Annotated in this window: 13 protein-coding genes; 1 reads left to right on the top strand and 12 read right to left on the bottom strand. The window is 64.7% G+C overall.

All coding sequences use genetic code 11. From position 1 onward, the window contains the following. Positions 1–35 precede the first annotated feature (35 nt). From B5V03_RS26465 to B5V03_RS26500, 8 genes are all read right to left on the bottom strand, one after another. Positions 36–1,292: a TCR/Tet family MFS transporter gene (locus tag B5V03_RS26465; protein WP_129273301.1), complete on the bottom strand. Its 1,257-nt coding sequence runs from the start codon at positions 1,290–1,292 to the stop codon at positions 36–38. After that, positions 1,289–2,677, bottom strand: coding sequence for a ribosome biogenesis GTPase Der (gene der, locus B5V03_RS26470; protein ID WP_129273302.1), 1,389 nt, complete (start codon positions 2,675–2,677; stop codon positions 1,289–1,291). The genes B5V03_RS26465 and der overlap by 4 nt, the downstream gene beginning before the upstream one ends. Before the next feature lie 49 nt (positions 2,678–2,726). Further along, positions 2,727–3,293 carry a hypothetical protein gene (locus B5V03_RS26475; protein ID WP_129273303.1) on the bottom strand — a complete coding sequence of 189 codons (567 nt, stop codon included), beginning with the start codon at positions 3,291–3,293 and terminating at the stop codon, positions 2,727–2,729. Between the two features lie 21 nt (positions 3,294–3,314). Next, on the bottom strand, positions 3,315–3,968 hold the full coding sequence (locus tag B5V03_RS26480; protein WP_129273304.1) for a tetratricopeptide repeat protein: 654 nt from the start codon (positions 3,966–3,968) through the stop codon (positions 3,315–3,317). Between the two features lie 165 nt (positions 3,969–4,133). Then, the gene (locus B5V03_RS26485; protein ID WP_129273305.1) at positions 4,134–5,726 is read right to left on the bottom strand and encodes a class I adenylate-forming enzyme family protein; all 1,593 of its coding nucleotides are present in this window, start codon (positions 5,724–5,726) and stop codon (positions 4,134–4,136) included. 68 nt (positions 5,727–5,794) lie between these two features. Next, positions 5,795–6,379, bottom strand: coding sequence for an NnrU family protein (locus B5V03_RS26490; protein ID WP_129273306.1), 585 nt, complete (start codon positions 6,377–6,379; stop codon positions 5,795–5,797). A 71-nt stretch (positions 6,380–6,450) separates the two neighbouring features. Further along, positions 6,451–7,032, bottom strand: a complete 582-nt coding sequence (locus tag B5V03_RS26495) for a hypothetical protein (RefSeq protein WP_129273596.1) — start codon at positions 7,030–7,032, stop codon at positions 6,451–6,453. 214 nt (positions 7,033–7,246) lie between these two features. Continuing rightward, entirely contained in the window at positions 7,247–8,869 is a 1,623-nt protein-coding gene (locus tag B5V03_RS26500) for a peptide chain release factor 3 (protein WP_129273307.1), read from the bottom strand. Between the two features lie 173 nt (positions 8,870–9,042). Between B5V03_RS26500 and sugE the strand changes: the two genes are divergently transcribed. Beyond that, positions 9,043–9,357 carry a quaternary ammonium compound efflux SMR transporter SugE gene (gene sugE / locus B5V03_RS26505; protein ID WP_129273308.1) on the top strand — a complete coding sequence of 105 codons (315 nt, stop codon included), beginning with the start codon at positions 9,043–9,045 and terminating at the stop codon, positions 9,355–9,357. Here the strand turns inward: sugE and B5V03_RS26510 are convergent. From B5V03_RS26510 to B5V03_RS26525, 4 genes are all read right to left on the bottom strand, one after another. Further along, positions 9,350–10,357, bottom strand: a complete 1,008-nt coding sequence (locus B5V03_RS26510) for an inorganic phosphate transporter (protein WP_129273309.1) — start codon at positions 10,355–10,357, stop codon at positions 9,350–9,352. The genes sugE and B5V03_RS26510 overlap by 8 nt on opposite strands. A 14-nt stretch (positions 10,358–10,371) precedes the next feature. Further along, positions 10,372–11,016, bottom strand: a complete 645-nt coding sequence (locus B5V03_RS26515; RefSeq protein ID WP_129273310.1) for a DUF47 domain-containing protein — start codon at positions 11,014–11,016, stop codon at positions 10,372–10,374. Positions 11,017–11,172: 156 nt separating this feature from the next. Next, positions 11,173–12,141, bottom strand: a complete 969-nt coding sequence (locus B5V03_RS26520; protein WP_129273311.1) for a branched-chain amino acid ABC transporter permease — start codon at positions 12,139–12,141, stop codon at positions 11,173–11,175. A gap of 1 nt (position 12,142) precedes the next feature. Beyond that, positions 12,143–13,006: a branched-chain amino acid ABC transporter permease gene (locus tag B5V03_RS26525; RefSeq protein ID WP_129273312.1), complete on the bottom strand. Its 864-nt coding sequence runs from the start codon at positions 13,004–13,006 to the stop codon at positions 12,143–12,145. Positions 13,007–13,013: the final 7 nt, after the last annotated feature.

Below are 13,013 nucleotides of genomic sequence, written 5' to 3' on the forward strand. Positions count from 1 at the left end.
TCAAGAGGCGGTGGGCACGCTTCGCTTTGCCCACCCTACGAGATTGTCTTCGTGGTCCCCACCGTCCGCACCGCAATCGTTGCGCAAACCACCATCAACGCCGCCGCGAGCAGGAACGGCGCGCCGGGCAGATGCAGCGGTGCGCTGGTGCCGATGAAGTATGAAAATGTCAGCGTGAACAGGAACGGGCCGACGAGCTGCGACACGCTCTGCACGCTCGCGGTCGCGCCCTGCAACTGGCCCTGCTGATCGGGCGCAACCAGCCGCGTCATCAGCGATTGCATGGCGGCGCCCGAGATGCCCCACAGCGACATCACGGGAATGCCGATCCAGAACAGCGGTCCCGTCGGCGCAGCGCCGAAGATCACGAAACCGATTGCCCCACAGCACAGGCCCATCACCAGCGCATTCCGCTCGCCGAGCACGCGCACGATCGGCCCGATCGCGAGTCCCTGCACCACCATCGCGCAAACGCCGACCATCGCGAGCGTCAGCCCGACCGTCTTGGAATCCCAGCCGTAGCGATAGGTCGCATAGAGCACGAAGGTCGAGGGCAGCACCACATGCGCGACCTGCGCGATGAAATTGACGATCGACAGCCCGGCCAGCATCCCATTGGAACGCAGCAGGTGCAGCGCGCCAACCGGATTGGCGCTGGTCCAGCGGAACGGCGCACGCTTGTCGGGCGCCAGCGATTCCGGCAGGACGAACAACCCATAGAGCGCGTTGGCAAAGCTGAGAGCGGCCGATGCCCAGAACGGCAGACGCGGATCGATATCCCCGAGTAGGCCGCCGAGCGCCGGGCCCAGGATGAAACCGGCACCGAACGCGGCGCCGATCTTGCCGAAGATTGCCGCCCGGCGCTCCGGCGGCGTGATATCGGCGATATAGGCGAACGCAGTCGAGATGCTTGCCGAGGTGATGCCGGAGATCACGCGACCGACGAACAGCCAGACAAGCGACGGCGCCAGCGCCATCAGCACGTAATCGGCCGCGAGCCCGAAATTCGACAGCAGCACCACCGGTCGCCGCCCGAAGCGATCCGACAGCGCGCCGAGCACCGGCGAGAACACGAACTGCATCAGCGCCCAGGCGGTGCCGAACAGGCCGAAGATGCGAGCCGCATGCGCCGTGTCGTTGCCGGTGAAGCTCTCGATGAGCTTCGGCAGGATCGGCATGATCACGCCGAGCGCGAGCATGTCGAGCAGGATGGTGACGAAGATAAAGGCAACCGCGCCGCGCCGGACTGGCGCAGCGCTTTGCACCATCGCCTCGCCGGCATCGCCGCTCACGACGGCCGCTTGCGCTTGTGGGCGAAGGGGTTGGCCTTTTCACGCAAGGTGATGCGCACCGGCGTGCCCGGGAGCTCAAAAGCCTCTCGCATGGAATTGGTCAGGTAGCGCAAATAGGACTGCGGCACCGCGTCGGCACGTGAGCAGAACAGCACGAAGCTCGGCGGACGCGCCTTGGTCTGCGTGATGTAGTTGAGCTTCAGACGGCGGCCGGACACGGCGGGCGGCGGGTTGGCCTGGACCGCCTCCTCGAACCAGCGGTTCAATGCCGCGGTCGAGACGCGCCTGTTCCAGAGCGCGTAAGCATCCTGGATCGCCTGCATCAGGCGATCGATGCCTTCGCCCATCAGGCCGGAGACGGCGACGATCGGCACGCCCTTGACCTGCGGCAGCAAGTGGTCGGCATCGCGGCGCAGACCGGAGATGGCGCCGCCGCCCTTGCTCTCCATCAGGTCCCATTTGTTGACGGCGAGAACGACCGCGCGGCCCTCGCGCTCGATCAGGTCGGCGATGCGCAGATCCTGCTCCTCGAAGCGGTTCTGCGCATCCATCATCATCACGACGACTTCGGCAAAGCGCACCGCGCGTAGCGCGTCCGCAACCGAGAGCTTTTCCAGCTTCTCTTCGATGCGTGAACGTCGGCGGAGACCAGCGGTATCGAACACGCGAAATTCGCGGCCCTTCCAGGTGATTTCGACCGCAATGGAATCGCGCGTGGTGCCGGCCTCGGGGCTGGTCAGCAGGCGCTCCTCGCCGAGCAGATGGTTGATCATCGTCGACTTGCCGGCATTGGGCCGGCCGACGATGGCGACCCGGATCGGACGCGTCGCGGCCTCTTCCTCGGTGAGCGGCGCGTCGTCCTCGCCTTCATCCTCATCGTCTTCGACGGGCTCCGGCATCAGCTTGGCGAGCGCATCGTAGAGCTCGCCCATGCCCTCGCCGTGCTCGGCCGAGATCTGGATGGGATCACCGAGGCCGAGCGCGAAGGACTCCATCGCGCCGGCATCGCCATGCTTGCCCTCGCTCTTGTTGGCGACCAGCAGCACCGGCTTGTTGGCCTTGCGGGCGAAATCGGCGAAGGCGCGGTCGGTCGGCGTGAGACCGATGCGGGCATCGATCACGAAGAACAGCGCGTCGGCCTGCGCGATCGCGGCCTCCGTCTGCTCCTGCATCCGCGCGGTCAGCGAGCCCTTGGCGCCCTCGTCCAGGCCGGCGGTGTCGATGATGGTGAATTCGAGATCGCCGAGCCTGGCCTCACCCTCACGGCGGTCGCGGGTGACGCCGGGCAGGTCATCGACCAGCGCGAGCTTCTGCCCAACCAGGCGGTTGAACAGCGTCGACTTGCCGACATTGGGTCGGCCGATAATGGCAATCGAAAAGGACATTGGTCATTCGTGCGCCGCGGAGGCTGCGCCTGTCAATTCAGTGAAATTATTAGCGGGAGAAGCTGCCGCTCGGCATCGGCGCCGGGAAGGCCCCTTGCGATTGCTGCTGCGTGGTCTGGGTCGGTTGCGCCTGCTGGACCGACTGGTACGGCGGCGGCGCGGTGGTGCGCTTGCGGACGATCTTCTGCTTGGGCGGCGGAGCGGCCGCGGGCGGTGCCGCCTCGGGCTGGGCCTCGCCATCGACTTCGCCGGCAGGCGCCTCGGCCGGAGCAGCGGCGGCGGCCGGCGGCCTGGTCTGCTGTCCCGTCTTCCTGGCCTTGGCGCCCTTCCCCGACTTTGCAGTCTCGGGCGGCTGCGGCTCCGCGGGCAAAGAGGCAACGGCAGGCGCGTTCGGATCCGGCTGTTGTTGCTGGGCGCCCTTGTACATGTCCTTCGGCACGCCCTGCTCGAGGCCCGGCACGCCCTCCGGGAAGACCGGCTTGCGGTCGCCCGGTAGCTTCTTCTTGGTGTCGAGCCAGTCGAGCATGTCGCTCGGATCGAAGCTGGAGCAGCCGCCCAGGACGCCGGTGAAGGCGATCAGGACGGCGGCTGCGATCAAGCGTGGCGTGCGGCGCATGTCGTATCTCGTAAGGTCAGGTCAGCTTTTGGCGACGGGCGGCAGCAGGGCCTGGAGCGCCTCGGCGCGCGAGCGCAGGCTGGATGGCGTCTCGCCGTCCTCGGCGATCGCGTCGAGCCATTTGCGGGCCGCAGTGGCGTCGTTGTTGCGCCAAGCCGACAGCGCCAGCATCTCGCGGGCGCTGTGGCGGAAGGTCGATTTGGGTGCAGCGGAAGACTCCAGCCGCTGCTGCATGTCGGCGTAGGACGCGCTGTCGACCAAGAGGCCGGCGGCGCGGATCTTCGCCAGATCCTGCCACTCGCCACCAACGCTGCGGTCCGCGGCGATGTCGTCATACATCTTGGCGGCGGCCTTGGGATCGCGGGCGGCAGCCTCGGCCGCAGCACGCAGCCGCGCCAGGGTGCGGTAGCCCGACGGAGCCTTGGCGACGAGCTCGGTGAAGGCCGTCTCGGCCTCCGCGTGCTTGTTCTGCTCAGACAGCTCGACGGCCTTCTCGAAGGCGGCCCCGGCCTCGGCGGCCTTCTTGGCCTCCAGGTATTTATAACCCTGCCAGCCAGCGGCGGCGGCCACGATCAGCACCATCAGGGCGATGAAGACAATCGAATACTTGTCCCACAGCTTCTTGAACTGTTCGCGACGTACTTCCTCGTCGACTTCGTCAAATAATTCAGACACTTATGCTAATCCCATGCCCGTCCGGGTGCGCGCGCCAAAGCGTTCGCGTCAGGAATCCCGTCCCCACATGGCGGCGGGGTACCCTAACGATATGGCGGTGGCAAGGCAAAGCGAGCCCGATCAAGGCGTTAACCACCCGGAAGAGCCCGGGACCACCCGCCCCGTTCAGGCTCCCAGGAGCTCCCGGAACTGTCGTTTCAGCACCTTGCCATTGGCATTGCGCGGCAGCGGCTCGGCAGTGATCATCATGGTCTCCGGGACCTTGTAATCGGACAGCCGTTCGGCGCACCAGGCCCGCAGCGCCTCGCCGGTCACCGGCGCGCGCGTCACCACCACGGCGTGGACGCGCTCGCCCAGCACCGGGCAAGCCTTGGCGATGATCGCGCTCTCGATCACCGCGGGATGGCCGGCCAGCACGGATTCGACCTCGGCCGAATAGATCTTCAGGCCACCGCGGTTGATCATGTCCTTCTGCCGGTCGAACACGCGGACAAACCCCTGCGCATCGACCGAGCCGAGATCGCCGGAATGCCAGAAGCCGGCGGTAAAACTCTCGGCCGTGGCCTTCGGGTTGTTCCAATAGCCCTTGATGACGGAGGCGCTCTGGATCCAGAGCTCGCCGATCTCGCCATACGGCAGCTCGCGCCCATCCGGTCCCATCGCGACGATGCGCGCACCGGGACACGGCAGGCCGACGCTGTCGATATGGCTCGCGGTCAGCTCGCCCGGCATGATCGTGGACGGCGACGTCGTCTCGGTCGCGCCGTAGCAGTTCATCAGCTTCAGACCGGGAATCGTCGCCTTGAGCTTCTCGATGGTCGCGACCGGCATCGGCGCGCCGCCGAAACCGCCGATGCGCCAGCTCGACAGGTCATAGCTGTCGAAATCAGGCTGAAGCAGGCACAGATTGTACATCGCCGGCACCATCACCGTGTAGGTGACGCGCTCGCGTGCGGCGAGCTTGAGATAATCGGCCGCCTTGAACTCCGGCATGATGATCAGCGCACCGCCGCAGCGGATCATGGTCGTGATATTGGCGACGACGCCGGTGACATGACCGAGCGGCACCGCTGCGATCGAACGGTCCGCCTCCGTTAGTTGCAGGCAGGACACGAACACCATCGAGGAATGGACGATGTTGCAATGGGCGAGCATCGCGCCCTTCGGCTTGCCTGTCGTGCCCGAGGTGTAGAGGATCATCGCGGTGTCCTCCTCACCGACCTCGACCGGCGCGTGGGCCGGCGCATTGTCGGCGAGTATGGCGAAGCGCGACAAAGCCGGATCACTGTCGACGGCGATGCGGTGGATCACATCGGGCACATCGCGCGCATCGGGTAGCCGCTCAGTGAGTGCGGCCTCGTGGATCAGGATCTTGGCGCCGCAATCGGCGAGCACATAGGCGATCTCGGGCTTCTGCTGGCGCGTGCTGATCAACACCGTCACGAGCCCTTCATGCGCGGCCGCAAACAGCAGCGACGGAAACTCGATGCGGTTGCCGAGCAGGATCGCGACACGATCGCCGCGCTGTAATCCGAGCTTGCGAAAGCCCGCCGCGAGCCGCGCGGCCTGCTCCACCGCCTGGCGCCAGCTCAGCCGGACATTGCCTGCGATCAGCGCCTCGCCATCAGCATTGCGGGCGCATGCGTCCGCAATCATCGCCCACAAGCTCGCCGGCCGGTCGCAGAACGCCGGGACAACCCGGTCGCCAAAGCGCGCCTCGAGCCGCATCGGCGGGAGCTGAGATTGCGACCAGTCCATCGGAATGCTCCGAGCTTGTTGCTTTGACACTTCCGCGCACGCGTGCGGACGTGTTTTGCGCTGATTGGCTAGACACCCACGACGGGAACACCGATCACGACGGGATGGAACGCAAACGCCAGCGCCAGATAGGCGACGACGCCGACCGCAACCGCGATCAGATCGTTGGTCACGCCGCCCACCGGAATCGGCGGGCCGCCGCCATCGGTGCGATGCTTCAGCGAAATGCGGTCATACACCGCCCAGCCCAGGAACGAGCCGAACAGGATGATGGAGCCGAGATCGCCGTTGGCGAGCAGATGCGCCGCTGCCCACAGCTTGATGCCGGCCAGCATCGGATGTTTCAGCGTCGCATAGATGCGCCCGCGCAAGTAGGAGGCGACCACCAGGATCACCGCGGGCAGCATCAGCGCGAGCGTGATGTGCTTCAGCGCCTTCGGCGGATACCAGACGTCGATCCAGCCGGAGCTGCGATAATGCGCAAAGCCCCAGATGATCAGCGCAAGGCCTCCAAGCGAGACCACGGAATAAAGGATCTTGTAGGTCCCGTCACCCAGTCTCGCGATCGCCTGCGCACGTGCGTCACGCTTCGTTGTGAAAATATGGGCCGCGAAAAACAGCACCAGCCCCAGGATCATGACCAGCAGACCCACGATATCCTCCCCCTCAAGCAGCCCCAGCCTCTGAGGTATCATCGATTGGCCGCCGGTCGCAACTAATGCGGCTACTTGCCCAGCTCTCGATTATCGACATAGCGGATCGCGATCGGCCGCCCGGCCAGCGCGCCGCCGAGGCCGCCGGTGAATTTCAGCGGCAGACAGGCCTTCAACGACGAATTGATCGCGTTGAGATAAGTCGTCCGCGTGTCGGCCGGGACGCCAGCGGTCGCATATGTGAGCCGCGGCGGGCCGATCAGGCCGCCCGCCTTGTTGAAGCTGAAGCGCACCGACATCTGCATACCCGCGCGCGCATTGTCTGACGGCGGCGGCGACCAGCAGGTGCGCAACTCGGCGAAGAGGTCACCGATCGTATCGAGATCATGATCGGGCCTTTGATATTTGGCGCGATCAGCCTCCGCCGGCACGCTCTCGACCGTGAGCTGGAGATTCTGGCCGTAGGGATAATCGATCTCGGGAATGCAGGGGCCGGGCTCGAGCGGGCTGCAATAGGACGGCGTGCAGGGCCGACCGTCGAGCACGCTGCACGGCTCGTGCGAAAACGGGATCGGATTGATCTCGCGGCGCTGCGCGTCGGCGGCAACGGTCGAGATCGCCAGCAGTATGAGAACGAGAATGCCGCGCCACATGATGCGAGCTCGCAAGATCATATGGGTGGAACGTGGCATTGCAGATGATCCCGTCAACCCTGCGGCTGTTCACATGCTCGCGTTCAACCCCGCTGTCGTCGCCCGGCTTGACGGGCGACCCAGTACTCCGTGACATTTGTGATTGAATCGAGGGGGCGCTGCATACTGGATGCCCCGGTCAAGCCGGGGCATGACAGCCGAAGTTGGGGCACGCCTACCCCTTCTTCTTGACGTCCTTGACGTTGGTGAACTCGATGCCCTCGGCGCGTTCCCTGGTGTAGCCGAGATAGAACTCGTTCCGCGCCAGATACACGGGATCGCCGTCGACGTCGTCGGCGATGCTCGACGTGTTGGCGGCGATGAAGGTGTCGAGCTTCTTGCGGTCCTCCGAGGAGACCCAGCGGGCGAGCTGGAACTCGCTGACCTCGAACTCGACCGGCAGCGAATATTCCGCATCCAGCCGCGCCTTGAGTACGTCGAGCTGGAGCGCGCCGACCACACCGACCAGCGCCGGCGCACCGTCGCGCGGGCGGAACACCTGCACAACGCCCTCTTCCGACATCTGCTGAAGCGCCTCTTTCAGCTTCTTCGCCTTCATCGCGTCGGTGAGACGGACGCGTCGGACGATTTCCGGCGCAAAACTCGGCACGCCGACGAAGTTGAAATCCTCGCCCTCGGTCAGCGTGTCGCCGATCCGCAGGGTGCCGTGGTTGGGAATGCCGACGACGTCGCCGGCGAAGGCTTCATCCGCCACCGAGCGATCCTGGGCAAAGAAGAATTGCGGGCTCGACAGCGGCATGCTCTTGCCGGTGCGCACGAGCTTGGCCTTCATGCCGCGGCTGAGCTTGCCGGAACAGAGCCGCGCAAACGCGATGCGGTCGCGGTGGTTCGGGTCCATGTTCGCCTGGATCTTGAACACGAAGGCGCTCATGCGCGGATCGGTGGCTTCGACCTTGCGCTGGTCGCTGTCCTGCGCGCGCGGCTCGGGCGCGAATTTGCCAAGGCCTTCCAGCAGGTCGCCGACGCCGAAATTGCGCAGCGCGCTGCCGAAATAGACCGGCGTCAGATGTCCCTCGCGAAACGCCTCCAACTCGAAGGGCTTCGACGCCTCGGTGACGAGCTCAAGCTCCTCCTTCACCGCGGAGACATCGAGGTTCGCATTGAGCTTGCCGAGCTCGGCGATCTCGATCTGCTGGGCCGCGCCCGTCTTGGCGCCGCCGCCTTCGAGCAGGCGCACGCCGCCATTGGCGACGTCATAGGTGCCGAGGAAGTCGCGGCCGCGGCCGACCGGCCAGGTCATCGGCGTGGTGTCCAGCGCCAGTGTCTTCTCGATCTCGTCGAGCAGCTCGAACACGTCGCGGCTCTCGCGGTCCATTTTATTGATGAACGTGATGATCGGGATGTCGCGCAGGCGGCAAACCTCGAACAGCTTTCGCGTGCGCGCCTCGATACCTTTGGCGGCGTCAATCACCATCACGGCGGAATCGACGGCCGTGAGAGTCCGGTAGGTGTCTTCCGAAAAGTCCTCGTGGCCCGGCGTGTCCAGCAGGTTGAAGACGAGGCCCTCGAACTCGAAGGTCATGACCGAGGTCACGACCGAGATGCCGCGCTCGCGCTCGATCTTCATCCAGTCCGAGCGCGTGTTGCGCCGCTCGCCCTTGGCCTTGACCTGACCGGCGAGATTAATGGCGCCGCCGAACAGCAGCAGTTTTTCGGTCAGCGTGGTCTTGCCGGCGTCCGGATGCGAGATGATCGCAAAAGTGCGCCGCCGCGCCACTTCAGCGGCAAGCGGGGAACGGGCCGGCGATTCGGCTGTGGTGGTGGCAATGTCGGACATGGCGGCAGCGTTTGGCAGGGAAAATGGGCCGGATCAAGCCTGATTTGGTGATTGCGGGGCCCTTCGACCGGCCCCATATCGGCCTTGGTCATATTGACCTTGGGGGAGGACGGCCTTCCTGCTTATCAGCACATCAGCCGCGGGGACGAGCCTGCCTTGAATGGAGGGTCCTCATGGCCTGGAGCATCCTGTTCGTCGCCGGTCTTCTCGAGATCACCTGGGCGATCGGCCTGAAATACACCGAGGGATTTACCAGGCTGGTTCCGTCCATCATCACGCTCGTGGCCATGGCCGGCAGCGTCATTCTGCTCGGGATAGCGCTCAAATCGCTGCCCGTCGGAACTGCTTATGCGGTCTGGACCGGCATCGGCGCGGTCGGGACCGCGACACTCGGCATCATCCTGTTCGGCGAGCCCGCCACCGCGTTCCGCCTCGCCAGCATCGCCCTGATCGTCGCCGGCATCGCGGGGCTGAAATTCGTTACCTGACGAAGATCTTGACCGCCCACCAGGTCAGGGCCGCGACGATGGCCGAGGCCGGAATGGTGATCACCCAGGCATAGACGATCGAGCTTGCCACGTTCCAGCGCACCGCCGAGACCCGGCGGGCCGCACCGACGCCGACGATCGCGCCGGTGATGGTGTGGGTGGTCGAGACGGGAACGCCGAGGAAGGTCGCCATGAACAGGGTCGCCGCGCCCCCGGTCTCGGCGCAAAAACCCTGCATCGGCGTCAGTTTTGTGATGCGCAGGCCCATGGTGCGGACGATGCGCCAGCCGCCCATCAGCGTGCCCAGCGCCATCGCCGCCTGGCAGGACAGCACCACCCAGAACGGCACCGAGAATTCGCCGCCGAGATGGCCCTGCGAATAGAGCAGTACGGCGATGATGCCCATGGTCTTCTGGGCGTCATTGCCGCCATGGCCGAGCGAATAGAGCGAGGCGGACGCGAATTGCAGGATGCGGAAGGCTCGGTCGACAGCAAACGGCGTCGAACGCACCGAGAGCCAGGACACGATCGCCACCAGCATCATCGCAAGCAGGAAGCCAACCAGCGGCGACAGCACGATCGCGAGCACCGCCTTGGACAATCCGCTCCACACCGCCGCCGAAATGCCCGCCTTGGCCATGCCGCCGCCGACGAGCCCGCCGATCAGCGCGTGCGACGACGAGGACGGAATGCCAAGCGCCCAGGTCACGAGGTTCCAGACGATGGCACCGACGAGGGCCGCGAAGATCACCTGGGCATCGACAATCGCAGGATCGATGATGCCGGTGCCGATGGTCTGGGCGACGTGCAGGCCGAACACCATGAAGGCAACGAAATTGAAGAACGCGGCCCAGAATACCGCGAATTGCGGCCGCAGCACGCGGGTCGAAACGATGGTCGCGATCGAATTGGCGGCATCGTGCAGGCCGTTCAGGAAGTCGAACAGCAGCGCGACGGCAATCAATCCGACCAGGACGGGAAGACCCAACGCAGCATCCACGGCGCGGCCCTGCCCTAAACTTGCTCGATGACGATGCTGTTGATCTCGTTCGCCACGTCGTCGAAGCGGTCGGCCACCTTTTCGAGGTGGTCGTAGATCTCGGCACCGACGATGAAGTCCATCGCGTTGCCGTCACGGTGCTTCAGGAACAGCTCCTTCAGTCCGATATCCTGGAGATCGTCGACGCGGCCCTCCAGCTTGGTCAGCTCTTCCGTGATCGCGGTCAGCATGGCGACGTTCTTGCCGATCTCCTGCATCAGCGGCAGCGCACGTCCCACCAGATTGGCGCATTCGATCAGCAGCGCGCCGATCTCGCGCATCGGTGGCTCGAAGGTGCGGACCTCGAACAGCATCACGGCCTTCGCCGTCTGCTGCATCTGGTCGATGGCATCGTCCATCGAGGTGATGAGGTTCTTGATGTCGCCGCGGTCGAACGGGGTGATGAAGGTGCGGCGCACCGCCGTCAGCACCTCGCGGGTGATGTTGTCGGCGTCGTTCTCGAACTGGTTGACGCGCTGGCAAAAGACGGGCGTCTCCTCGCCGCCGTTCAGCACGCCCTGGAGCGCGATCGAGCCCTGGATTACGGTCTGGGCATGGCGGTCGAACAGGTCGAAGAACCGTTCTTCCTTGGGCAGGAACGCGCGAAACCATCGCATCATGGGGAGTGGCTACCGGTTGGAAATGGCCCGGCCCGAACGGGCCGTCACAAAACTGTCATAGACCATTTTCAATCCGCGCGCGTGTCACCTCACGCCCGCGGAGCCGGATCATCCACCGCTTTCACGCGGCGGCTAATTTCAATTAAAATCAATGACTTAGAGCGAACGACGGAAGTAATGCGCGATTTCGCCGATGACGCCGCGGCGGAATGTGAGCACGCAGATCACGAAGATCGAGCCCTGGATCACCGTCACCCATTGGCCGAAGCTCGCCAGATATTGCTGCATGGCGATGATCGCGAAGGCGCCGACCACGGGGCCGAAGATGGTGCCGAGACCGCCGACCAGCGTCATCAGCACGACCTCGCCGGACATCGACCAGTGCACGTCGGTGAGCGAGGCATTCTGCGCCACGAACACTTTCAGCGCGCCGGCAAAGCCCGCCAGCGTCCCCGACAGGACAAACGCCAGGAACTTGTACTGGTCGGTCCGGTAGCCAAGCGAGATGGCGCGCGGCTCGTTCTCGCGGATCGCCTTCAGCACCTCGCCGAACGGCGAGTTGATGATGCGGTAGATCAGCAGGAAGCCGGCGAGGAAGCCGACCAGCACGACATAATAAAGCACCGTCGGCTTGGAGAGATCGAAGACGCCGAACATGCGCCCTTGCGGAATGCCCTGGATGCCGTCCTCACCATGGGTGAACGGCGCCTGGAGGTAGATGAAGTACAGCAGCTGCGACAGCGCCAGCGTGATCATCGAGAAATAGATGCCCTGCCGGCGGATCGAGATATACCCGGTGATGAGCGAGAGCACGAAAGCCGCAGCAATGCCGACGGGGATGCCGAGCTCCGGCGGCAGCGCCCACACTTTCAGCGCATGCGCGCTGCAATAGCCGGCGGTACCGAGGAACATCGCGTGGCCGAACGACAGCAAGCCGCCGTAGCCGATCAGCAAGTTGAAGGCGCAGGCGAGCAGCGCAAAGCACAGTGCCTGCATCACGAAGAACGGATAGACTCCCGTAAAAGGCACCGACGCCAGCAGCAGCGCCATCACCACGAATACGACCATCTCGTCACGCATCGCGCGCGGGGTTACCGGCAGCGTATCGTCCGTCAAGGCTGTCATATCAGGCCGCCCTCCCCGTCAATCCCGTTGGCTTCACCAAGAGCACCAGCACCATCAGCACGAACACGACGGTATTGGAGGCCTCGGGGTAGAAATACTTGGTCAGGCCCTCGATCACGCCGAGCGCAAAGCCGGTGATGATGGAGCCCATGATCGATCCCATGCCGCCGATCACCACCACCGCGAACACGACGATGATGAGGTCGGCGCCCATCAGCGGCCGGACCTGGTTGATCGGCGCCGAGAGCACGCCGGCCAGCGCGGCAAGGCCGACGCCGAGACCGTAGGTCAGCGTGATCATGCGCGGCACGTTGATGCCGAAGGCGCGCACCAGCGTCGGATTTTCAGTGGCAGCCCGCAGATAGGCGCCAAGCCGCGTCTTCTCGATCAGGAACCAGGTGGCGATACACACGACCAGCGAGAAGATGACGACCCAGGCGCGATAGACGGGCAGGAACATGAAGCCGAGGTTCAAGCCGCCCTTGAGCTGGTCCGGAATGGCGTAAGGCAGCCCCGACGATCCAAAATAGTTCTGGAACACGCCCTGAACGATCAGCGCGATGCCGAAGGTGAGCAGCAGGCCGTAGAGATGATCGAGCCCGGTCAGCCATTGCAGCATGGTCCGTTCCAGGATCATGCCGAAGATGCCGACAATGACAGGCGCAAGCAGCAGCGCCCACCAGTAGTTGATGCCACCAAGGCTCAGCAGGAAATAGGCGACGAAGGCGCCCATCATGTAGAGCGCGCCATGGGCGAAATTGATGATGTTGAGCATGCCGAAGATCACGGCAAGCCCGAGACTGAGCAGCGCGTAGAACGAGCCGTTGATCAGTCCCACCAGTAGCTGTGCGTAGAGAGCCTGCATCGATCCA

The sequence above is a fragment of the Bradyrhizobium betae genome, assembly GCF_004123905.1.
GTDB classification, from domain to species: domain Bacteria; phylum Pseudomonadota; class Alphaproteobacteria; order Rhizobiales; family Xanthobacteraceae; genus Bradyrhizobium; species Bradyrhizobium betae_A.